This is a genomic window from Paenibacillus chibensis (assembly GCF_004001045.1).
GTDB lineage: Bacteria > Bacillota > Bacilli > Paenibacillales > Paenibacillaceae > Paenibacillus_AQ > Paenibacillus_AQ chibensis.
This window is the reverse complement of record NZ_BIMK01000023.1, coordinates 100,643-122,583: the sequence shown is the minus strand read 5'-3', so window position 1 is coordinate 122,583 and position 21,941 is coordinate 100,643. Positions and strand designations below refer to the sequence as shown.

20 protein-coding genes are annotated in these 21,941 nt (G+C 49.6%); 15 read left to right on the top strand and 5 right to left on the bottom strand.

Features of this window, described 5'->3' with window-relative positions:
- The first annotated feature begins 1 nt into the window (after position 1).
- Positions 2-1,186 (top strand): MFS transporter, encoded by a 1,185-nt coding sequence (locus PCH05_RS18150; RefSeq protein WP_164766704.1) that lies wholly within the window; start codon positions 2-4, stop codon positions 1,184-1,186.
- A gap of 90 nt (positions 1,187-1,276) precedes the next feature.
- On the opposite strand, the gene PCH05_RS18145 is transcribed toward PCH05_RS18150, so the two are convergent.
- Positions 1,277-2,713 carry an MDR family MFS transporter gene (locus PCH05_RS18145; protein ID WP_127604435.1) on the bottom strand — a complete coding sequence of 479 codons (1,437 nt, stop codon included), beginning with the start codon at positions 2,711-2,713 and terminating at the stop codon, positions 1,277-1,279.
- A 184-nt stretch (positions 2,714-2,897) separates the two neighbouring features.
- Between PCH05_RS18145 and PCH05_RS18140 the strand changes: the two genes are divergently transcribed.
- The 5 genes from PCH05_RS18140 (at position 2,898) to PCH05_RS18120 (ending at position 8,315) form a co-directional block, all read left to right on the top strand.
- Positions 2,898-3,572, top strand: coding sequence for a TetR/AcrR family transcriptional regulator (locus PCH05_RS18140; RefSeq protein WP_164766703.1), 675 nt, complete (start codon positions 2,898-2,900; stop codon positions 3,570-3,572).
- A 108-nt stretch (positions 3,573-3,680) separates the two neighbouring features.
- Positions 3,681-4,472, top strand: coding sequence for a carbohydrate-binding protein (locus PCH05_RS18135; protein ID WP_127604424.1), 792 nt, complete (start codon positions 3,681-3,683; stop codon positions 4,470-4,472).
- Between the two features lie 287 nt (positions 4,473-4,759).
- Positions 4,760-6,208, top strand: coding sequence for an amino acid ABC transporter substrate-binding protein/permease (locus tag PCH05_RS18130; RefSeq protein ID WP_127604422.1), 1,449 nt, complete (start codon positions 4,760-4,762; stop codon positions 6,206-6,208).
- Positions 6,201-6,935 (top strand): amino acid ABC transporter ATP-binding protein, encoded by a 735-nt coding sequence (locus PCH05_RS18125; protein WP_127604420.1) that lies wholly within the window; start codon positions 6,201-6,203, stop codon positions 6,933-6,935. The genes PCH05_RS18130 and PCH05_RS18125 overlap by 8 nt, the downstream gene beginning before the upstream one ends.
- A 147-nt stretch (positions 6,936-7,082) precedes the next feature.
- The gene (locus tag PCH05_RS18120) at positions 7,083-8,315 is read left to right on the top strand and encodes an aminopeptidase (RefSeq protein WP_127604418.1); all 1,233 of its coding nucleotides are present in this window, start codon (positions 7,083-7,085) and stop codon (positions 8,313-8,315) included.
- Between the two features lie 103 nt (positions 8,316-8,418).
- On the opposite strand, the gene PCH05_RS18115 is transcribed toward PCH05_RS18120, so the two are convergent.
- The gene (locus tag PCH05_RS18115) at positions 8,419-9,303 is read right to left on the bottom strand and encodes an AraC family transcriptional regulator (RefSeq protein WP_127604416.1); all 885 of its coding nucleotides are present in this window, start codon (positions 9,301-9,303) and stop codon (positions 8,419-8,421) included.
- A 165-nt stretch (positions 9,304-9,468) separates the two neighbouring features.
- Here PCH05_RS18115 and PCH05_RS18110 point away from each other — a divergent pair, with 165 nt between their 5' ends.
- Complete coding sequence (locus tag PCH05_RS18110) at positions 9,469-10,968, top strand: L-arabinose isomerase family protein (protein WP_127604414.1); 1,500 nt, start codon at positions 9,469-9,471, stop codon at positions 10,966-10,968.
- Positions 10,969-11,075: 107 nt separating this feature from the next.
- Here the strand turns inward: PCH05_RS18110 and PCH05_RS18105 are convergent, their stop codons facing one another.
- Complete coding sequence (locus PCH05_RS18105; RefSeq protein WP_127604412.1) at positions 11,076-11,465, bottom strand: hypothetical protein; 390 nt, start codon at positions 11,463-11,465, stop codon at positions 11,076-11,078.
- Between the two features lie 343 nt (positions 11,466-11,808).
- Here PCH05_RS18105 and pepF point away from each other — a divergent pair, with 343 nt between their 5' ends.
- The gene (pepF, locus tag PCH05_RS18100; RefSeq protein WP_127604410.1) at positions 11,809-13,608 is read left to right on the top strand and encodes an oligoendopeptidase F; all 1,800 of its coding nucleotides are present in this window, start codon (positions 11,809-11,811) and stop codon (positions 13,606-13,608) included.
- Positions 13,609-13,770: 162 nt separating this feature from the next.
- On the opposite strand, the gene PCH05_RS18095 is transcribed toward pepF, so the two are convergent.
- On the bottom strand, positions 13,771-14,142 hold the full coding sequence (locus PCH05_RS18095) for a winged helix-turn-helix transcriptional regulator (protein ID WP_127604408.1): 372 nt from the start codon (positions 14,140-14,142) through the stop codon (positions 13,771-13,773).
- Positions 14,143-14,289: 147 nt separating this feature from the next.
- On the opposite strand from PCH05_RS18095, the gene PCH05_RS18090 reads away from it, so the two are divergent.
- From PCH05_RS18090 to PCH05_RS18070, 5 genes are all read left to right on the top strand, one after another.
- Positions 14,290-14,643: a DoxX family protein gene (locus PCH05_RS18090; protein ID WP_127604406.1), complete on the top strand. Its 354-nt coding sequence runs from the start codon at positions 14,290-14,292 to the stop codon at positions 14,641-14,643.
- A gap of 52 nt (positions 14,644-14,695) precedes the next feature.
- A complete protein-coding gene (locus PCH05_RS18085) occupies positions 14,696-15,463 on the top strand; it encodes a DODA-type extradiol aromatic ring-opening family dioxygenase (protein ID WP_127604404.1) in 768 nt (255 codons plus the stop codon).
- Between the two features lie 399 nt (positions 15,464-15,862).
- Positions 15,863-16,660, top strand: coding sequence for a VOC family protein (locus tag PCH05_RS18080; RefSeq protein WP_127604402.1), 798 nt, complete (start codon positions 15,863-15,865; stop codon positions 16,658-16,660).
- Between the two features lie 15 nt (positions 16,661-16,675).
- Complete coding sequence (locus PCH05_RS18075) at positions 16,676-17,113, top strand: GyrI-like domain-containing protein (RefSeq protein ID WP_127604400.1); 438 nt, start codon at positions 16,676-16,678, stop codon at positions 17,111-17,113.
- On the top strand, positions 17,110-18,183 hold the full coding sequence (locus tag PCH05_RS18070) for a GyrI-like domain-containing protein (protein ID WP_127604398.1): 1,074 nt from the start codon (positions 17,110-17,112) through the stop codon (positions 18,181-18,183). Before PCH05_RS18075 ends, PCH05_RS18070 begins: the two co-directional genes overlap by 4 nt.
- A gap of 170 nt (positions 18,184-18,353) precedes the next feature.
- Here the strand turns inward: PCH05_RS18070 and PCH05_RS18065 are convergent, their stop codons facing one another.
- Entirely contained in the window at positions 18,354-19,754 is a 1,401-nt protein-coding gene (locus tag PCH05_RS18065) for an amino acid permease (protein WP_127604396.1), read from the bottom strand.
- Between the two features lie 238 nt (positions 19,755-19,992).
- Between PCH05_RS18065 and PCH05_RS18060 the strand changes: the two genes are divergently transcribed.
- The gene (locus tag PCH05_RS18060) at positions 19,993-20,277 is read left to right on the top strand and encodes a GNAT family N-acetyltransferase (RefSeq protein ID WP_127604394.1); all 285 of its coding nucleotides are present in this window, start codon (positions 19,993-19,995) and stop codon (positions 20,275-20,277) included.
- A gap of 93 nt (positions 20,278-20,370) precedes the next feature.
- Positions 20,371-21,930, top strand: coding sequence for a stage V sporulation protein B (gene spoVB, locus PCH05_RS18055; RefSeq protein WP_127604392.1), 1,560 nt, complete (start codon positions 20,371-20,373; stop codon positions 21,928-21,930).
- Positions 21,931-21,941: the final 11 nt, after the last annotated feature.

Sequence of the window (21,941 nt, the reverse complement as noted above, 5' to 3'; positions counted from 1 at the left end):
GATGAGGCGTTTAGTTTGGTTCGGATGCTTTGCGTATTTCATGGTGGGTCTGGCAACCGTAGTGTTTGGCGCTTTAATGCCTGAATTGTTGCGAGAATACGGCAGAAGCTACAGCGGCGGCGGGCAACTCGTCTTCGGGCAGTTCGCCGGTTTTTTCTTGGGAGTCCTTCTGGCTCCCCTGTCCTCCATGCGAATAGGGGAACAATGGACCATCAGGTTGGGGATGCTGGCCCTTGTCATGGCTCACGCTTTTTTATTTTCTCAGCCCGGATGGATGGTTGTGCTGGCGCTTGCCGTTTTAAACGGATTCGGTTTCGGCATGACACAAACGGCGATCGGGACCTTGATATTGGAGAGAGCCGGTCATGCAGGGGCCGTGCTGATGAGCAGGCTGGAAGTCGCGTTTGGCTTAGGCGCTTTGTTCATGCCGCTTGCTGCCGGCTTTTTGATCGCTAAGCATCAATGGAACGGGGCTTTTGGCATTGTCATGCTGCTGGCTGCCTTGAATTTCATGTTATGGATCCGTAAACTCCCGTCCCATTCATCTGAACCTATGGAAGAGACGCGACACCATCCGCAAAACCATCACGATACCTCAAAGGCAAAACATGCGAAGCCCTTTTCTAAACTTGTTATATTCATCGTTTTTGTATTTCTCTATGTAGGCATCGAAACGAGCGCGATCAACTTTATGCCATCGATTTTTGTGCAGCATTTGAAGCAGGGAACGTCGGAAGCGACGGTGTCCGTCACCGTCTTTTGGATGGCCATGGTGATCGGACGTGTTTTTACGGGTTATGCGGCTGAAAAAATAAGCTATTTCAGGTTTTTGTTCATTAGCGCTTCCGGCGCCATTCTGTTTCTCGTAGGCATGACGGTGGTAAAAGGAGCGGCGTTGTCTTTTATCCTCGTCTTCATGCTCGGCCTTTGTTTATCGGGAATATTCGCCATATGGATCGTGTTCGCCAATCGACTATTTCCGGGGAACACCAAGCAAATTACGAGCATCCTGATCGCTTCCGGCGGCGTTGGCGGAGCCGTACTCCCCTTGCTGGTCGGGTGGAGCTTGGATCAATTCCAAGCCACGAGCACCATTTGGCTCATTTCAGCGTTCGCGCTTATGCTTCCCGTGTGCCTGCTTCTCATCCGCAGGTTTTACAGAACAGAGTTTAACTCGCAGCATTAGAAAAAAAGATGCAGCTTAGGATCGCATACCGATCCTGTAGTCTGCATCTTTTTCTGTATATTCATGTCTGCGTGTTTTCCCGTCAAATCTTTAATTCCGGCGCAAAAACAAGCTTATGATGACACCGCAGAAGGCCAGGGTGGAAGAGAACAGAAACGTATCGTGGAATCCGGATATCATGGCTTGAATCACTTCACCGGCTGCATCTTTCTGCACATGACTCCTATGATTCGCAATGTTGGACGAAAGTAAACCGGACATGATGGTAACGGCAAAAGAACCGACGATCTGTTGAGCCGAAGCCGTCAGCGGCGTGACCCGGCTGATCAGGTTTTTCGGAGCGGATTTCATCACATGGGTACCGAGTTGCATCATGGTCAGTCCCTGTCCCAGGCCCATCATGGCAAAGTAACTCATCATCCAGTATACAGAGGTATCGCTTTGCATTCCCGATAACAGGTACAGGGATGCAGCCAGCAGGGAAAGTCCCGCAAATGCGACTGGACGGGCGCCGTATTTATCAAACATTTTCCCGCCGATTTGCATGCCGACGAAGGAAAATATCGCTTGGGGAATAACTAGGAGACCGGATTCAAAGGACGAGTAACCCCTAACCTGCTGCAGGAAGAGCGGGATCAACAGAATCGAGCCGAATAAGGCGATCTGATGAATCCATGTCAGAATAACGCCTTTCGTAAATTCAAGCGAGCGGAAGGACCGAAGCTCAAGAAGCGGCTTCTCTTGACGCAGCTCCACGAAAATGAACAGGGCCAGTAAAACAAGGCTGGTAATGAGCGTGATTACCGTATACATATCACCCCAGCCATCCGTGCCCCCACGATGCACCGCGTAAACTAAACCGGAGAAGGCAAGAGGAGACAGAAGCATCCCCCAAAGGTCGAGTTTGGTTCGACTCCCTTTGTTCGAGGCAGGCAGACATTGGATCCCGATGATCAGTGCGATGATGCCGATAGGCACATTGATCCGGAAAATCCAGTGCCAGCTCGTATATTCCAGCAGCCAGCCGGAGAGCACCGGACCCAGGAAAGGCGCGACGAGCATCGGCAGTCCCAAGATGCCCATAATGGATCCTCTCTTCTCGGGCGGAGCAATGGTAAAAGACATCGCCATGCCGATCGGAGCGACCATTCCGCCGCCTAACCCCTGAAATATCCGGAAAACAATCAGCTGGGACGGAGTCTGGGCTAACGAGCATAACAAAGAACCGAAGGTGAACAAAACGATGGAAGCGAGAAAAACCCGCTTGGCGGTAAACCGGTCCGAGAACCAGCCCGCAAGCGGAATGACGACGGATAAAGCCAATGTGTAGCCGGTTATGGCCCATTGAATGGTCTTCAAACTGGTGGAAAAGGTCTTTTCCAGATGGGGAACGGCGACGTTCATGATGGTGCTGTCAAGCATCACAAGCAGCATGCCTGAGATAAGAGCCAGCAATACAGGAAAAATCGCTTTTACCGAAAATTCGGCTGGAGCGGGTGTTGACGGCTGTTGTTTGGATTGAATCATGCCTATGCACATCCTTTGATCTTATTAATCTAACAGTGTGAGATAAATATAACACCCGGAATGTTGGCTGTAAATAAAAATATCTAACAGTGTATGATTGTGCGATGTGGAAATCTAACGATGGTAGAATTTAATTGAGGTATGGCTTATCATGAAGATAGAAAGTAACAGGAGGAACGAAGCCATGAGGATAAAAAATCTGCAGATCACCGAGGAAGATATTATGAAGGCGGCCTGGGACCTGCTGGATCAAAAAGGCATGGAGGAATTCAGCATGCGAAAGCTGGCCGACCTTCTGAATATACAGGCTGCATCCTTGTATTGGCATTTTAAAAGCAAACAAAGCATTTTCCAGGCCCTTGCCAATGAAGTGGCCAAACAATGCTTGCTTGCGGATATTTCGCATGAAGATTGGAAGGATCGGCTAAGCGGTTTTGCGTCCCATATGAGAGAGGTTCTTCACAACTATCCATGCTCAGCGCAGCTGCTGATGAGAACTCTTCCTTCCGAGCCCGATTATTTGTCGATGATCAACACGATGCTGCAAATCCTGGATCCGCTTCGCTTCAGCGACAGCTATAAATTTTCCCTGGTCACAACCGTTATGAATTACGTCATCTCTTTTGAATTAGACCGCTATGAAATGAATCGGTTGAACGTTGCCATGCAAGATGAATCGGCCGGCGGAGCTCCTTCGATGTTTAAGCAATCCCTGGATCTTCACACGGGCAGCGGGCCGAACATCATTAAGCGAATGCATGAGAATCAAATTTTTAATGAGTTGGGTTCGGCGCATATGTTCCGGATTGGGCTGGATGCCATCGTACGGGGGATTGAGCAGCTTGCCATGCAAGAGTAATGGATTGGATATGCAGGGAAGGATTATGCATGTTGATTGCAGAACATATCTAAGAATGATGAGCCATGATGTATGCAAGATGACTCAACCGACGAGGAGAGTGCGAAGATGACACAATTGTCGCTGGAAATACGAAGCCAAGATGCAAGTATCAGGGCCAATGTTAGCGATCAGGGACAAGCCCGTTTGGTTTATCGGGAGGCCTACGAGCCGGGGGATGAGATTGTGCTGAAAAGCGCGGACGTCAATGTATACCTTGTCGTTCAGCTCGACGATGCCATGGATCCGGCTTTGATTTTTATGACAGGACATGAATATCGTTTTCTTATACCTTTCGATGAAAAGAAAAAATCCTATTCTCCGAAATCCTTCTCCGGCGAACTCCATGTTCTTACAGTCCGTGAAGCAACCGCTGAAGAAATTCATGCTTATAAAAATGTCGCACTCAACCCATACGATCAGCATGTCAACGAAACCTGCTTTCCGCATGCTGACGCTAACGTGGAGACGCGCGGCGAATCGGTATTTGCGGCCAGAAACGCGATAAACGGGAAAGGCGTGAATTTCTCGCACGGGAAGTGGCCCTTCGAATCATGGGGAATCAATCAGCAAAAAGATGCGGAACTCACATTGAACTTTGGCAGGCCTGTGGAGATCGACAAGGTTGCCATCACGATCCGTGCGGATTTCCCGCACGACAATTACTGGGAGCGGGTGACCCTTACCTTTTCGGATGGAAGCCGTCATACGGCAGAGCTGAAGAAAACGCATCTGAAGCAGTTTATTGCCTTGGAGCCGCGAACAGTGAAATGGATGACATTCCATGAGTTGATTCCTTCGGATGACCCATCTCCGTTTCCGGCACTGAGCCAAATCGAGGTTTATGGCCGCGAGGCGTAGAAATAAGTCATATACTGAGCATATCGGAGTGTGAAGAAGCTGGAGCCTAATGCTCAGGCTTCTTTTTGTTCTCCTGGACGCGCAAAGCGTTTACAATATCGTGTTCACCGGCTGTAATATATTGCTATTAGAAAAGAATAAAATTATATGTTATAAATTTCGAGTGAAAGGATTAGCAAATGGGCTGAATCCGGTATAGATTTAACACCAGTCAGGCAGCAGCTGTTTAAGAAAGAATGAGAAATGGGTAACTTTCTTAAGACGTTGTTTAACAAGAGGAGGACCCTATGAAAATACTGCGCACCTTACTATTTACAATGGCTTTCATGCTCCTCATAACGGGCATACCGTTAGGAATGGAGCATGCCGGGGCAGAAGCTTCCCAAGGAAAAGTGTATCAGATCGGCACGGACATTACGTTCGCTCCATTTGAATTCCAGGATACAAGCGGTAAATACGTGGGAATCGACATGGATTTATTGGATGCAATCGCCAAGGAACAGAATTTTCAGTATGTAGTCAAGCCGCTTGGCTTTAATGCCGCGGTGCAAGCCTTGGAATCGAAGCAGGTAGACGGCGTCATTGCCGGCATGAGCATTACGGATGAAAGAAAGCAAAAGTTCGATTTCTCGGATCCGTATTTCGATTCCGGTGTGATCATGGCCGTTCGCAGCGATAACACGGATATAACGGGCTACGAGGACTTAAAAGGCAAGAAGGTGGCGGTGAAGACCGGAACGGAAGGCTATACCTTCGCGCAGTCCATCGCCTCTAAATACGGCTTTACCGTTGTACCTTTCGATGATTCCTCGCTGATGTACGAGGACGTAAAATCCGGCAATTCGGTTGCTTGCTTCGAGGATTATCCGGTCCTTGCTTACGTTGCCAAAACGAAGGATGACCTGAAGCTTGTCGGCGACAAGGAAAAAGGCGCGTCTTACGGTTTTGCTGTCGGTAAAGGACAAAACCAGGAGCTGCTGGAGAAATTCAACGCAGGTCTTAAAGACCTGAAAGCAAGCGGTGAGTATGATCGCATCAAGAGCAAGTATCTTGCGGAAAATAATACGGGGACTGAACAGAAGCAGGGACGGCTTGAATTAATTATCGACTCCATTCCTCCGCTGCTTGAAGGATTGGGCAAAACGCTGATTTACACCCTGGTTTCTTTGTTCTTCGCTTTCATCTTCGGCTTGATCTTCGGTTTCATGAAAGTGAGCCGCAGCAAGTGGATGAGGGGCATCGCAACCGTGTTTGTTGATCTGTTCCGCGGGATACCGCTACTGGTATTGGCATTATTCATATATTTCGGCATTCCGCAAGCCTTGGGATTCAAAATGCCGCTGTTTTTGGCCGCAATTTTAACGCTCAGCCTGAATGCGGGCGCATATGTAACAGAAATCATCCGCGGCGGCATCGAATCCATCGACCGTGGTCAAATGGAAGCGGCAAGATCGCTTGGTCTGCCTTACCGGAAAGCCATGATCAAAATCATCATTCCGCAGGCCATTCGCGTCATGATTCCATCATTCATCAATCAGTTGGTCATCACGCTGAAGGATACCTCGATCCTCTCGGCCATCGGTTTGGTGGAGCTGACGCAATCGGGAAAAATTATCATTGCAAGAACCTTTGCATCGTTTGATATCTGGCTCGTGGTTGCGATCATGTATCTTGTCGTCATCACGATACTGACGAAAATTTCGAACCGCCTGGAAAGGAAGGTGCAACGTGGGTAAAATTCGTGTCGAAGGATTAAAAAAGAATTTTGGTGCAAATGAAGTGCTGAAAGGCATCGACGTGAAGGTTGAAGAGGGAGAGGTCGTATGCGTTATCGGACCTTCCGGTTCCGGTAAAAGCACCTTTCTCCGCTGCATGAACCGGCTTGAAGAGATTTCGGCCGGTAAAGTCATTGTCGATGATCAGGATATCAACGATCCGAAAACCAATATCAACAAGGTGCGGGAAAACATCGGTATGGTGTTCCAGCATTTCAACCTGTTTCCGCATTTCAACGTATTGAAAAATATCATGTTTGCTCCCATGGAGCTGGGCAAACAGTCGGAGAAGGAAGCCCGTACAGCCGCGCTGCGCCTGCTGGAGCAGGTGGGTTTATCCGATAAAGCCGATGCTTTCCCTAGCCAGCTGTCAGGCGGGCAGAAACAGCGGGTAGCCATCGCGAGAGCGCTGGCCATGAATCCCGACATTATGCTGTTCGATGAACCCACATCGGCCCTGGATCCGGAAATGGTCGGAGAGGTGCTGGGCGTCATGAACGATTTGGCGCGCGAAGGCATGACGATGATGATCGTCACCCATGAAATGGGCTTTGCCCGCGAAGTGGCCGATCGGGTGATCTTTATGGATGGCGGATATATCGTGGAGGAAGGAACGCCGGAGGAAGTGTTCGGCAATCCAAAGCATGAGCGAACGATCAGCTTTCTGGATAAGGTGCTGAAGGCTTGATGACGCTGGATAAATAAGCATGCTGCATAAATAGTCATACGGAAAGCCGCGAAGAACGCGGCTTTTTTGCCGTGTTCGCGGCAAGATGTTTTTTCATCCGATAGCCATTATAATAGAGTAGCAGTTTTACAGAATGGGGGAATTAGCATGTATCCAACAAAGCAGCAATTAGAAAAATATGCAGAGCTTGCCGTCAAGGTAGGCGTCAATGTAACACCCGGTCAGACCGTTGTCGTCATGGCCCCGATCGCAGCTGCGGACCTTGTCCGGCTTATCACCCTGAAAGCATATGAGGTGGGCGCGCATCATGTTTATGTGGAGTACAATGATGAACAGTTGACCAAAATTAAATACCTGAATGCCCCTGAAGAATCGTTCTCGGAATATCCGCAGTGGCGTGCAGCGGCGATGGAGCAATATGCGGAAAACGGTGCGGCTTTTATCCAGATTTACTCTCCTGATCCGGATTTATTGAATGAGGTAGATCCTTCCCGGGTAGCGACAGCTGCCAAAGCAGCAGCTACCGCTCTAAGCAAATACCGCAGCTATCTGATGGCCCACAAAAACGCCTGGACGTTAATGTCCTATGCCACACCTGAATGGGCAGCCAAGGTATTTCCGGGTGAAACAGAGGGCGCTGCGCTGCAGAAGCTATGGGAGCGTATTATCGACGCAACCCGCATAGACCATGAGGATCCGGTATCCGCTTGGGGAGTACATAATGCCAAGCTCAGCGAAATGGTCAAGCTTCTGAATGCTAAGAGCTACAAGCAGCTTCATTATGAAGCTCCAGGCACTTCGCTTACCATTGATTTACCCAAGGGTCATATCTGGCTTGGCGGCGCAAAATACAATGCAAGCGGCGTTTTGTTCAATCCGAACATCCCGACGGAGGAAGTATATACGCTTCCAAGCAAGGACGGTGTCAATGGAACGGTACGCAGCACCTTGCCTCTAAATTACAATGGTGTGGTTATCGATGGCTTCTCATTGACTTTCAAGGATGGAAAAGTTGTTGATTTTACGGCCGAAGAGGGCGCCGAAGCCCTGCAAAAGCTCTTGGATACGGATCCAGGCGCGCGGTCCTTAGGCGAGGTTGCGCTGGTACCGCATGACTCTCCGATTTCAAATTCAAAGGTTATTTTTTATAACACGTTGTTTGATGAAAACGCGTCCTGTCATCTCGCTCTCGGACAAGCTTATCCGGTAAACCTGGAAGGCGGAAAGGAAATGGACTCCGCGGAGCTGGCTCAAAATGGGGCGAACCAGAGCCTGGTTCATGTTGACTTTATGATCGGTTCGGCTGAACTATCCATCGACGGAATCACGGAGGATGGGCAGAGAGAAGCTGTGTTCCGCCGGGGCAACTGGGCATTTTAGAAGCGTTCGATACAGATCAGATTCAGCAATTGAACAAGCAGTAGGCAAATATAAGCAAAGACTGCCATTGTCGGCAGTCTTTTTTTTGTGCAAGGGTATGCGTTTAATCCAGACGCTCACTCCAGAACTTGCGGAACTCCAGCGGCGTGATGCCTTCTTTTTGCTTGAACATTTTAATGAAAAAGCTGGGTTGATTGTAGCCGGTATGCTCGGCAATCTGAGTGATGGTCATGCGCGAAAACTTCAGCATTTCTTTGGCGAGGGACAGCCGCACATGAGTCAAATACTCATTCGGGCTGTAGCCCGTGTAGCGTTTAAACTCGCGTGCCAGATGATATTTGCTGAAGCTGTGCTGCGCAGCAAGCTCGTCGAGCGGAATTTTGGCACTGCAGTTTCGCTCCATTTCATTCATGATCTCGAGTATATAAGCCGGATAGGTTGCTTCAGCGGAATCTGAGTTTTTATGAATGCTCTGAAGAAGCAGCTCAGTCAGCATCTCGACAATCCATTGGGAGCTTAGAATATCCGTATCCAACCGGCGCTTGCGATGGGCGAGAAGCAGCTCATCCAACAAACGAGGAATGACTGAATTGTCCGTTAAAGAGAGAACGGGCCCTGCGTTGTTGACGATCAGCTCGACGTAGCTTTGACTGCTGCCCCCGTTAAAATGCACCCAATCCATATCCCATCCGTCCGCACCCGCGGTACCATATTCATGCGCTTCTTTGCAGTCGAGCAGCATAACGCTTCCAGGCGGAAGGGCATAGGATTTCTGTCTGTACTTCAGCTTCCCGCGTCCGCGCCGGGTCAAGAGAAACAAATAGGAATGGTAATGCGATCTTCTGGTGAAATAGCGGCTGTAGGCTTGAAATCTACCGGTTGCCTGTACATAAAAAAACATCGATTGAGCCAGCAGGCTTGGTGTTACCTCAATGTTCTCAGACTCTGAAGATAGATCCCAATCGACCTGAAGCGGATACTTTCTCAAGTGCTTTTCGCCTCCGTGCGATGACCGCAAGATAGTGTTATATCATCACAATATTATTCGATGCAGCAAGGAATGTAAACGTATACACTAATCATGGATGTTCTATTATTGCTATTTGATTTCCCGAACAACGATAGAAACGAAAGAAAGGGATGGTGAGTTGTTATGCATAAACCGCCGATCAAATCCGCTCTTAAAGCGAGAATCGGTCTGTACTCCATTGGCCTTGAGGCATATTGGAGCCAATTTCCGGATCTGAGGGAGCGCTTGGCCGGATATGGGAAGTTTTTGGAATCCCGAATGTCTGCGCACTGCGACGTATATCACTTCGGTATTGTTGATAACGAAGCCAAAGGCCGTGAAGCGGGGGAATGGTTCAATCATCACCAAGTGGATCTGATCTTCTGCCATTCCGCGACCTACTGCACGAGTTCGGCCATTTTGCCGATTCATCAAATCTGCTCCAAGCCGGTCATTGTACTGAATCTGCAGCCGGCAGCCCGGATCGATTATGAACGGACGACGACCGGAGAATGGCTTGCTCATTGCAGTGCATGCCCGGTGCCGGAGATTTCCAATGCTTTCAACCGGGCGGGGATCCCCTTCAGGGTTGTAAACGGTCTGCTGGGTCTGACTGAAACACCGGCAGCTTCCTTAGCCAATGAACAAACCGCGGAACGAGCAGAAGCAATCCGGGCCTGGAAGGAAATCGAAGAATGGATCGAAGCGGCAGCTGCTGTTCGTACGCTGCGCCAATCAAGGTTTGGGTTTCTCGGAAACACGTACAGCGGGATGCTCGACATGTACAGCGACTTTACGATGCTGCAGGCGCAGCTTGGGATCCATATCGAAATTTTGGAGATGTGTGATTTGGATCGCCTCCTGCGGACAGTCACCAATCAGGAAATTGAGGAGAAGCTTAAGGAGACTAAGAACATGTTTGCGATCGGCGGGGATGCTTCTTCCGATCCCATCGCCCAAATGCCGACGGAAGAGCAGCTGTACTGGTCATGCAAGGTTGCCGCGGCACAGGAAAAGCTTGTCAGGGAATATCGTCTCGATGCGTTGGCCTACTACTATCACGGAGCTCCGGGAGGGGAGTACGAAATGCTGCAGAGCGGATTTATTCTCGGTCATTCCCTGTTAACCGCACGCGGAGTTCCATGTGCCGGAGAAGGGGATCTGAAGACCGCAGCAGCGATGAAAATTTGCGATACTCTCGGCAAAGGAGGCAGCTTCTCCGAAATCGTCGTCGTGGACTATGAAGACCAGACAATTGTGCTGGGTCATGACGGACCGTTTCATGCCGCAATTTCGGACGACAAGCCGATACTTCGCGGAATGGGACTGTATCACGGCAAGCAGGGGGCGGGAATATCCGTGGAGGCCAAGGTGCGTTCCGGACCTGTGACCACATTGAACGTGACCCAGACTGGCGATGGGCGGCTGAAGCTGATCATAAGCGAAGGGGAGTCGACGAAAGGACCGATCATGCGTATTGGGAATACACAGACACCCGTTCGATTCCGCTCTGATCCAGACGCCTACATGGAGTCGTGGTTTAACGAAGCTCCAACACACCACTGTGCTTTGTCTGCTGGTCATAACGCCAGGTTATTTCAAAAGGTTGGTGAATTGCTGAACTGCAGGCATGTGACTTTATGAGGTCTCTACACGACAAAAGCCGGCGATCATTCGCCGGCTTTTCCGTAATCCATTAAGTATGCGCGTCCAAAGTCATGGAGTGAATACGAGAACTATGTAACTCTCGATCAACCAAAGGAAGTGATGACGCTCTGTTCGATGATATCCCGGACTTCTCCTTTATATACGGCGTACTGCTCAGCAGTGATGCTGCCGCTTCGGAGCCTTACATCCAGCTGCTTGGTCAGCTGCGCGGTTTGCAGCTCGATAATCCCTGTAATATCCACGTCCTTCTCGGCGGCGATATCTTGCAGGGATTTCCCTTCGTATAAGGATTCATATAGCTCATCTTCAGATGCTTGATTCAAGGCATCGAGCAGAGGATCTTTGTCATCAACGCCGGTGGCGGCCCATTTGGCAGCCGGGCTGGCGTTTGTGGTAGAGCTGCTTAGGGCGGAGCTTCCGAAGGACATCACGACGACGATACTTCCGACAATCATGATTCTTTTGATATTCATGGTCAAAAACCTCTTTTCCTGTTTTGGGTGTATCGAATACGATGACTTGTGGATGTGAGAGTTTCAGCCTAACCGTATTGTAACCCGTCAATCTGAAGGGAACCTTAAAGAATGTTTAAGTGAATCTAAAATCTTGATCGAGCGTACAGGCAGTTAGCGGATGCTTGCCCGTCACTTATTGGTTCTTGGTGCATTCCGAGCTTACTCTATCTTTTACGTTAGAGGCAAGGAATGGTTCCATCGAACTTGCTCGCAGGTTAAAGCAGCTGAATCTATGATACAATGGGATTTATTGGCGCCAACATATAGGGTCAATGAATAACATGGGAGAGGTGCTTAACGTATGTCGAAAATTTTAACCCGGGCAGAAGTGAACGTGGAAACCACATGGAATTTGGAAGATATTTTTGAGACGAAAGAAGCATGGGACGCAGAATTAACCGCTGTTCAGCAAGACATCTCCTCTGTTGCGAAATACGAAGGAAAGCTGGGCGATGGCGCGGATACGCTGCTTGCCTGTTTGCTTGCACAGGAAGAGCTGCAAGCCAGAATGAACCGTGTCGGGGCTTATGCGCATTTGCATCAATCCGGCGACAGCATCAGCCCTGAAAATCAGATGAACGCAGCGAGAGCGCGTGACCTAGCTTCAATGGTCAGTTCCGCGCTATCATTCGTCAAATCCGAGATCATCGCACTTCCCGAAGGTACGATTGAAAATTACATAAAAGAACAGCCTGAGCTTCAGGTGTTCGAACGCAGTCTCGGATTGCTTGAGCAGTCCAAACCACACAGGCTGTCAGCGGAGACGGAAAAGGTACTTGCCTCGCTCGGTGAAGTATTAGAGGCGCCTTACCGCATATACGAGCGCAGTAAGCTCGCCGATATGACCTTCCCGTCTACCCGCAACGGCCATGGGGAAGAAGTGCCGGTTTCTTTTGCGCTGTATGAGAATAAATACGCCGAATCTCCGGATACGGAGCTGCGCCGTAATTCCTTTAAAGCTTTTAGCGGCACGCTCCATAAATACCGCAATACGTTTGCGGAAGCCTATGGTACGGAAGTGAAGCGTCAGGTGATCGAATCCCGCCTGCGGGGGTATGATACCGTGACGGATATGCTGTTAACGCCGCAGCAGGTTACGAAGGATATGTACAATAACGTATTGGATATTTTGCAGGAAGAGTTAGCGCCTCATATGCGCAAATACGCCGCACTGAAGAAAAGAGTGCTTGGATTAGACCAGATGACCTTTGCGGATCTCAAAGCCCCGCTCGATCCTGATTTCAGCCCTGGCATTTCTTTTCAGGAAGCGGGGGATCTGATTAAGGAGGCCCTCTCGGTCCTCGGACCGGAATATGGGGATATCGTATCGGATGCCTTTGCAAATCGATGGGTGGATTACGCGGACAATGCAGGAAAAAGAACGGGCGCGTTTTGCATGTCCATTCCGGGAGTGCACTCCTATATTCTGATCAGCTGGGCAGATAGCATGAGAGGCGCCTTTACGTTGGCCCACGAAGTAGGGCATGCCGGACATCTCATGCTGGCGAGCAAATATCAGCGGCTCACAAACTACAGACCGTCGCTGTATTTCATTGAAGCACCTTCAACAATGAACGAGCTCCTGCTGGCAGACCATCTGCTTGCCCGATCGAGCGATCCGAGAATGAGACGCTGGGTCATTTCACAATTGCTTGGAACTTATTTCCATAATTACGTTACTCATTTGCTCGAAGGCGAGCTTCAGCGGCGGGTATATGATCTCGCCATGAAGAACGAACCGATCACTGCCGTGAAATTAGGCGAGCTGAAAGGGGATATCCTGTCTTCGTTCTGGGGAGAAGATGTCGTGATCGATGAGGATGCGAAGCTGACCTGGATGCGTCAGCCTCATTATTATATGAGTTTGTATCCGTATACGTATGCCGCAGGCCTTACCGCATCCACAGCAGTCGCCAAGCTGATCCGCGAGGAAGGGCAGCCTGCCGTGGACCGCTGGCTCGACGTATTGAAGGCTGGAGGGTCGCTGAGTCCGCTGGAATTGATGAAGCTTGCAGGCGTGGATATGTCGAAGCCGGATCCGATCCGCAGCGCAGCCGATTATGTAGGATCCTTGATCGATGAATTAGAGAGCTTGTACTAAGCTTATTTGTATTGAAATCGATTGGATCATAAAAACGAGTCCTTGTATAAGGACTCGTTTTTATTTTGGAATGAGCAGAGGGCTTTCCGGTGATTTCCGTACGGTTAGAGAGACCTTCTACCGGATGACGGTGAATGCACTGGTTGCGAAATACGCTTCTTTCTACCCTTCTTCGGCCTTGCTCACGAATGATTCTACTTCGCGTTCTTCCCCGTATAACTCGTTCAAATGCTCCACATGAGCCATTCCCCAATCGTTCATCGCTTGCAGCACGGGGGTCATGCCCATCCCGTATTCCGTGATGGAGTATTCCACTTTCGGCGGGATTTGCTGATAAATTTCACGATGCACGATATCATGATATTCCAATTCCCGTAATTGCGAGGTAAGCATTTTTTTCGTTATGTCCGGTATCGCTTTTTGAAGCTCGCTGAATCTCATCGTTCCATGAGAGAACAGTTGAAAAAGAATGACGGGTTTCCATTTACCGACCAAAATTTCGAGCGCGGTCTCGACCCTGCAGCGGTCTGACATGTTTATCCCTCCCAGGAATTTCGCAGTATTCATCTATGGTTTCATTTTGTATACTATGTTTATTTTAAGTGCCTACTTACTTCAGATCACCCTTGGTATTATTATAGCTCTATACATAGGCAGCATACAAGGGAGGACACGGAGTCGATGAATATCGCATTATGGATTGTACAGGGGCTGCTCGCCTTGATGTTTATTTTTGCCGGATCGACTAAAGCGCTGCAGTATGAAAAAGCGAAGGCTTCGTTGCCTTGGGTCAAGGATTATTCAAGGGGATATGTCGCAGTGATCGGGATATCGGAGCTGCTTGGAGGTCTGGGCCTGGTATTGCCTCAGGCCACGGGAATTTGGCCTATTCTTACTCCGGTTGCCGCATTGGCGCTGGGAGTCATCATGATTCTGGCCGCCGCTTTTCATGCCAAACGAAGAGAATATCAGGGTATCGGAATGAATATCGTTCTGCTCGTGTTAGCTGTTTTCGTGGCGATTGGACGCTTTTGATTTATTCACGGACCCCGCACTTGTATGAAACTGAAATATGGAGGTCAGGCCGATGTTATCACCGGTATTTTTAGCTCATGGTTCACCCTTTACCCTGTTTGAGGAATCAGAATTTACGCGGTTTCTGAAACGCTTCGGCCAAGAGAATCGCCCGAAAGCGATTGTTATTTTTTCGGCACATTTTGAAAGCGAGACGACGACGATTGCCGCAACCGACGATGTGCATGAGATGGTGTACGATTACTACGGCTTTCCGGAGCCGTTTTATCAGGTGAAATATCCCGCAAAAGGATCTAAGGTTGTTGCTTCCATCGTGGAAGAACGTCTGAAGCGGAATCATATCCCTGTCCAGATGAAGTATCGGGGGCTGGATCATGGCGTGTTTCCAATCATGATGCATGCTTATCCGGAAGCCGATATTCCCATCATTCCCGTGTCGGTCAATCCTTTTTTGCCTGCGAGACAGCAAATCGCTATCGGCGAAGCGCTGAAGGGTTTGGAGGAAGAGGGCATACTCGTTATCGGGAGTGGCTTTGTAAGCCATAATCTTCGTGAATTTGATCGGGACAAAGATGCCACACCCCGCGTGTGGGCACTGGAATTCAGGAACTGGATCCGTGAGAAGGTCACGGCCAGGGATATCGAGGCCTTAAGCCGTTATGACGTTCTTGCGCCTCATGCAGCGATGGCCGTACCTCGGGCAGAGCACTTCGTGCCGCTGCTTATCGCGCTGGGCAGCGGAAGCGCCAGCCGCGATGTTCGGGTGCTATTCGATACCATCGAGCATGGTACAGGAACCACGTTATCCTTTCAATTTTAAAATTAGCATGTAGTGAAGTGCTGGGATGAAACTGCGATGCATAAAGGGCTGTCTGCCGGATCTTTTTGCCAAGATCTGCAGACAGCCTTTTTGATATTTGTGGAATGTAACTAGACATGCGTTAGATTTTACGGCTTCTATATTTAAAAAAAGATGCTAACTCTCAAACATTTTTCTTAAGGAAAAAGGAGGAATTTTAAACGAATGCAAGAATATGATATAAGAACGTTTGTTTGCAGTTTCGTTTATCTTTCTATGGTTACTCCGCATGACCTCTCACCGACGATCGGCCTCCCTAATTCATATTCGCTTCCGTTCGCCCGCAGCCTTATGACCGACAATGATCCCATTTCTCCATGATGTTAACAACATTCATTTTAGAAAAGGAGCTGATTCAACTTGGCTAATTCGGAAAGCAACTCTTCAATCGGTATCAAACCACTTGAAAATCGGATCGCAAGCGTGTTTATTCATGTTACGGACTTGCGCAAATCGGCAGAATGGTATAGCCGCTTGCTGGGTCTTCCATTGATGGAGGATCGGTTAAGCGGCGGTCCCGTCTATTGGTTCGATTTTAAGGGAACCCATTTGATTCTTGATTCCAATGCGGTGAACCGTCAAAACCCCGAATGGAACGAGAGCATGATGCCGAGAATCATGTTTAATGCTGCGGACATCGATGAGGCGTTCCGTTATGTCTGCGAGAAAGGGGATGTCCTTTCTGAACCCGAGCGGCACGGAGCCATGGCTTATTTTAACTTCCGCGATCCAGAAGGGAATGTACATATGGCGTGCTGGTCGTCAGAAGCAGATGAAGGGCAACAATGGGCATCTCAAAGTCCAATCTTTCCGCAGATTGGAGGCGTATTTGTCGATGTGAAAAATATGCACTCGTCTGCCCTTTGGTATAGCGAATTACTGGGCGCACAATGGCATGATGCTGCGGCCGAGCAGGACATTTATTCTGTACCGATGGTATCCGGAGCGGCACTGCTGCTTGATCGCAATCGTTACTTAAATCAGGAAACGTTCAAGGAGGTGCTTTATTTCGAAACCGGGGATTTTGAAGCTGCTATCGCCTATGTACGGAGTCACGGTTTTGAAATGGCAGGGGAAGTAAATGATTTTCCTGATTTGAGCGAATTTGCACTGCTGGATCCGGACGGCAACCGAATCCTGATTGCGTACATGAAATAGGAGGTTGTGCGGCATATGCCAAGTTCATTCAAGGGTGAATTGATGAATGTAGAGATCGTTGAAAGACCGGAAATCACGGCAGCGGTGATCCGGATTCCAAGAAATGGCCAATTGGTGCGCGAGTCTTGGGCCCAAGCCGTATCATGGCTCCAAGATAATCAAGCGGTAGCGGACCGGGATCATGGTTACGTCTTTATACCCGAATGGCAGTGGGCGACCGAAGTCACGACGCTATGGGTAGGCATGCCTGTGGATCATACGGAAGGTTTACCGGCAGGAATGGAAACGATTAAACTGCCAGCCCGTCGCTATGCCAAGCTTACCGTCCAAGGGGACCGGGCACATATGGAGGAGGCGTACAGCCACTTATTTGGCTGGTTTGAACAAGGGCCGTTTGTGAGAGATACGCAGGAAGGCTCCTACGGATTTGAAGTGAATCGTCTGCATCAGTGAATCCATTTGATATTCCTGCGGATGAGATTCATGCTTTCGATTATGATATTTATGCTCCAATCATGGATCAATCAAGCTTCGTCGCTCCGGATCGCTATCCCGGCATCATTCAAACGGAGGTTCGCAAAGGGAAGGCAATGCGGATGATTGGAATGGAAACCTATATGGATCCGAATCGAATCAAACCAGAGCACGCCATTCCAAATTTCTGGCAAAGCGCCATGCCGGGAATCAGCGATATCCATGATGTGAGACGACCCTTTACGACCATTGGCCTATACCAATATAAGCCTCCTTTTGGCTCGCAGCAGGATTATCAGTATGTGGCCGGAGTGGAGGTCGAGATGGAGTCGGCAGCGGCTGTTCCGGAAGGAATGCAGGAGGTTATCATCCCTGAAAATGACTATCTGGTCATTACGTATCGCGGCAAAGCCAGCGGGCTGGGTCAAGTATGGGATTATTTCCGAGGTTATTGGCTTCCGCAGCAAGCCGGGGTTGAAGCCGTTGAAGATTATGAATTTGAGCGACATGACGAGCGATACCTTGGCACGGATGACGATAACTCCGTGTTCGAAATGCACTTCCCGATTCGCGAGCGCTCCATGGAACAGCGTCTTACCGGTGCATTTGTCGTGGACGAGAAAGGCGGACATGTTCTTCAGGATTTAAGGGGGAAGCGTATCCGAATGGCAAGCTTCAGGGATGCCGACTTTCATGGCATCGATATGCGAAGCACTGTTCTTAGGCATGTAAATTTTGTTGGGGCAACGTGGGAGCATATTTACTTTTCAAATCTGCATATCAATGAAATCCAGATGGGTGGAACGATATTCGAACATATCCGGCGGCCTGATGCGACCGAGAGCCAGCTGGAAGGGGAACCGGGAACGGAGGGCTGGGTTAATGTCGAGCCTGTTCTTTTCCGGGCATGCGATCTTCGCACGGCCAAGTTCGAGAACTGTGATCTGCGTCAAGTAAACCTGCAGCACTGCCGCCTTGAAGGCATGATGATTGACGGTATCCCGGTAACGAAAATGCTGGAGCATTATAAGCAAACCTATCGCAAATGATGTAAACCAACAACCTGCCTTCGTCTTAACCCAAAAAGGTTGCTGCTTCAAATGAATGAATCACAAAAACAACAGCCGGCGCTTCTTTCGCCGGCTGTTGTTCAAGGCAGATATCAAGGTAGATAATGGATTCAGAAGTGCGTGATTCATTTCATCTGTCTGCCTGTCGATTAGAGATGGGTTTTTTTGTGCTTCAGCAGTAGCGGGTACAGCAGAATTCCACTTGCGATCAGGGCAACGCCCAACAGAAATGTCTTCAGATTGGCTGTTCCCGCCACGATAACCCATAACGAATAGATGGCGGCTAAACTTGCGATGATCCCCTCGGTCACTCGCTCCCTCTGCAGTGAATAAGTTTCGCCGGTCCAGATCAGCTTGAGATGGTAGAGCGATGCAATCAAATAAGGCACAAGATAGGCGAGCGTTGCGATATAGATAATAAAATCAAACGCAGCCGATATGGAGCTTGATATCGTTGACAGCAGCAGCACTTGGCCGAAAGCGTTGGATATCCAAAGCGAGCTCTTCGGCATGCCCTTGTTGTTTTCTTTGGAAAAAGACGATAGAAACACGCCCTGCTTGGAAGCTTGATACGGCACCTCGCTGCTGAGCAGGACCCAGCCGATGGTCGATCCGAGCAAACTGATCAGACCGATCCCTGCCAGCAGCTTGCCGCCGAGAGGGCCGAGCACGGCCGAAATGCCATCCACCAACGGATTCAGGGAAGCGATCAATTGATCCTGCGTAAGCAGTCCCATGGTGAGGATGCTGATGCCTACATACAGCACGATCGAGATCAGAAGCCCGGCAATCGTTGCACTGCGGATGTCTTGCTTGCGGCGGGCTCGCCCCGCGAATACCATGGCGGATTCCACGCCAATGAATGCCCAAAGCGTTGCAACGGCAGCGGCATTGATTTGCGAAAGCAGACCCATCGAGTTTCCGCTTGCGTCGGAACGCGGTGCCAAGAACGGCCCGATATTGCTCTGTTGAAATGCCAGCAGGGCAATCACGATAAAAAGCCCAAAGCCGATGACCTTGGTGGCCGTGGCAATAAAATTTAATCTCCCCGCGCCTTTGATGCCGTTGAGGCAGATGGCGTGCGTCCCCCAAAGCAGTGCCGAACAAACGAGAAACGTTAAAGCATTGCCAGCCTTAATACTCATACTCCCGAAAGAAAACCATATTTTATCGCTTGTAAGCACCGGAAAAAATGTCGTGAGATAGCTGGCAAATGTCGTAATGACGGCTACAAATCCGGCAATATTACCGATCCAGTAACCCCATGTGGACATAAAACCCGCTAGCAGAGAACCTTTCGATCCTTCACGAAACAGCTCTTTTGCATAGATTTGCGGGCCGCCGCTTAGCTCAGGCTTGCGAACAGCCAGACTGCCGAAGACAAGCGCGAGCATTAATACGCCGAGTCCCGTTGCAGCCCAGGCGAGGATCACTCCGGCTGGACTTGCCGCTTCCGACAATGAGCGTGGGGGCATAAAAATGCCGGAACCGACCATATTGCCCACCACGAGGGCGGTTAAGATCCAGAAACCTAATTGATGTTTATTCATGATGTTCAGTAACCCTTTCTTGCCAATCATCTAATTTTGAGTGATGCATAAACATAGGACAGGTATCTATCATACACTTTCTTCTGGTAAAGCACCAGAGTAAATTTTAGCAGCTTGGCTAAAGCCAGATCTGATTCTGCTCTCCGCCGTATCGTTAAGCGGGAGGTTTCATAACTGGATACGCAGGGGAAGAATAATAGAGGCTGCAGTATTAACGAATGTAGGAAGGTGAATTTAGATGAGAGAAATACGTGAAGATAATCATAGGCTCGTCATGGTGGAGGATGGGCAAGAAATAGCGGAAATCACGTTTCAGATGCAGGATGAGCACACGCTGGTGATTGACCACACTTATGTTTCGGAAGAGCTTCGTGGACAAAAGCTTGGCGATCAGCTTGTCAAAGCTGTTGTGGATATAGCGCGCACGGACGGCAGACAGATCGTTCCCGCTTGCTCTTTTGCTTTGGCTCAATTCAAACGACATCAGGACTATAAAGATGTTTGGCGGCAAGACGAAAAGTAGCCTTAACACCATACTTGTCTGCATGTATTGGCTGTTCTTCGAATAGATTTAAAAAGTAGAACAGGACAAGACAGTAGGGTGGAGATGCAGCGAATGGGAATGAAAAAGCAAAGCTTTATACGAGGAACGTTCATTTTGACCTTGTCGTCATTTTTCACAAGAGGTCTCGGGTTCGTGAACGGCATATTGCTTGCACGGTTTTTGGGAGCGGAAGGGGTAGGCTTGCTGATGATCGCGCATCCGCTGCTTCCCTTGTTTATTACGCTGACGGAATTGGGGCTGCCCGTAGCGATTTCGAAGCTCGTGTCGGAAGCGGATGCGCGGCAGGATGAGAAACGCATCAAACGCATTCTGGCCGTATCCCTAACGATTACCGGAACATTGAGCGTTATATTGACCTTAGCGGCTCTCCTGGGCTCCAAATGGATTGCTTCGCTCATCCTGGCGGATCAGCGTGCGTATTACGCGATGGTTGCCATTACGCCGATCATCCCGATTATCGCGATGTCCGCGGTGCTGAAGGGGTATTTTCGCGGCAAGCAGAACATGAATCCGCTCGCTTTGTCTGATATCATCGAGAACCTGGCGCAAATCATCGTGATCATCGGAGTCGTCAAGGTGCTGCTTCCCTACGGAATCGCCTATGCGGCTGCCGGAGCGATGGCAGCTTCCGTGGTCGGAGAGGGCATCGGGCTGATGTATTTGTTTTCCGTGTTTAAATGGGCTCATCGGGAGAACGTGAAGGAAAAACGATTGACCGTACCCAGCGTTTCACCGAAAACAAAGGATCGCACGCTTCGGGATTTGCTTCGCATCGGCTTGCCGATGACGGGCAGCGGCTTAATCCATTCCATTTACCATGCGTTTCTTCCGCTTCTGGTTACGAGGAGCCTGGTGCTGTTCGGCGTAGGAACCGAAATGGCGACCAAGCAGTTCGGTCTCTTGGCCGGTTATGCCATTCCGCTGTTGTTCCTCCCGAGCTTCTTTACGCAATCGTTATCCACCGCCTTAATTCCGGCCATCAGCGAAGCCAGCGTCGATAACGACAGTCGTCTGATGCACAGCCGCATGGATATGGCCATGCGTACCGCGCTGATTGCCGGCCTGCCTTGCACAATCTTGCTTTACCTGTGGGCTGAACCGCTGACGACAGTGATCTATCATGCGCCGGAAGCTGGAGTTCTCCTTAAGCTGCTGGCACCGCTGTTTTTTCTTCATTATTTCGAGGCTCCGCTAAGGGCTATTCTGCTCGGATTAGGCAGAGCATCAACCGTGATGTGGAACCATATTATGACGAATATTTTCGAGATGAGCATGATATTTGTGCTTGGCTCCAACCTCGGGATCGAAGGGGTCGCCATGGGTTACGGATTGGGGATTCTGCTGCTGACGGTGCTGAACTTTTTCTCCGTCGCCAAAACGATCGGGTTTTATTTTGATTTCCGCATTGTGCTTAAAGCCGGAGCTGGAGCCATTTTTATGACAATCAGCAGCCTGGCTGCCCACCGCTTTCTTCTGCGCATGGACCTGGGGCAGGCGATTGCACTCACCGGGGCATTAACGGTTGCCTTAATCGCCTATGCGGCCACGATGCAGCTGACACGCGCTTTACGAGGCGGGCCGAAGACTCCGACGATTACCCCGGTATCCTGATTCCGCAAGAT

Coding starts and splice junctions, on each gene's coding strand:
- PCH05_RS18150 (WP_164766704.1), top strand. CDS start 2: ATGAGGCGTTTAGTTTGGTTCGGATGCTTTGCGTATTTCATGGTGGGT.
- PCH05_RS18145 (WP_127604435.1), bottom strand. CDS start 2,713: ATGATTCAATCCAAACAACAGCCGTCAACACCCGCTCCAGCCGAATTT.
- PCH05_RS18140 (WP_164766703.1), top strand. CDS start 2,898: ATGAGGATAAAAAATCTGCAGATCACCGAGGAAGATATTATGAAGGCG.
- PCH05_RS18135 (WP_127604424.1), top strand. CDS start 3,681: ATGACACAATTGTCGCTGGAAATACGAAGCCAAGATGCAAGTATCAGG.
- PCH05_RS18130 (WP_127604422.1), top strand. CDS start 4,760: ATGAAAATACTGCGCACCTTACTATTTACAATGGCTTTCATGCTCCTC.
- PCH05_RS18120 (WP_127604418.1), top strand. CDS start 7,083: ATGTATCCAACAAAGCAGCAATTAGAAAAATATGCAGAGCTTGCCGTC.
- PCH05_RS18110 (WP_127604414.1), top strand. CDS start 9,469: ATGCATAAACCGCCGATCAAATCCGCTCTTAAAGCGAGAATCGGTCTG.
- PCH05_RS18105 (WP_127604412.1), bottom strand. CDS start 11,465: ATGAATATCAAAAGAATCATGATTGTCGGAAGTATCGTCGTCGTGATG.
- pepF (WP_127604410.1), top strand. CDS start 11,809: ATGTCGAAAATTTTAACCCGGGCAGAAGTGAACGTGGAAACCACATGG.
- PCH05_RS18095 (WP_127604408.1), bottom strand. CDS start 14,142: ATGTCAGACCGCTGCAGGGTCGAGACCGCGCTCGAAATTTTGGTCGGT.
- PCH05_RS18090 (WP_127604406.1), top strand. CDS start 14,290: ATGAATATCGCATTATGGATTGTACAGGGGCTGCTCGCCTTGATGTTT.
- PCH05_RS18085 (WP_127604404.1), top strand. CDS start 14,696: ATGTTATCACCGGTATTTTTAGCTCATGGTTCACCCTTTACCCTGTTT.
- PCH05_RS18075 (WP_127604400.1), top strand. CDS start 16,676: ATGCCAAGTTCATTCAAGGGTGAATTGATGAATGTAGAGATCGTTGAA.
- PCH05_RS18065 (WP_127604396.1), bottom strand. CDS start 19,754: ATGAATAAACATCAATTAGGTTTCTGGATCTTAACCGCCCTCGTGGTG.
- PCH05_RS18060 (WP_127604394.1), top strand. CDS start 19,993: ATGAGAGAAATACGTGAAGATAATCATAGGCTCGTCATGGTGGAGGAT.
- spoVB (WP_127604392.1), top strand. CDS start 20,371: ATGGGAATGAAAAAGCAAAGCTTTATACGAGGAACGTTCATTTTGACC.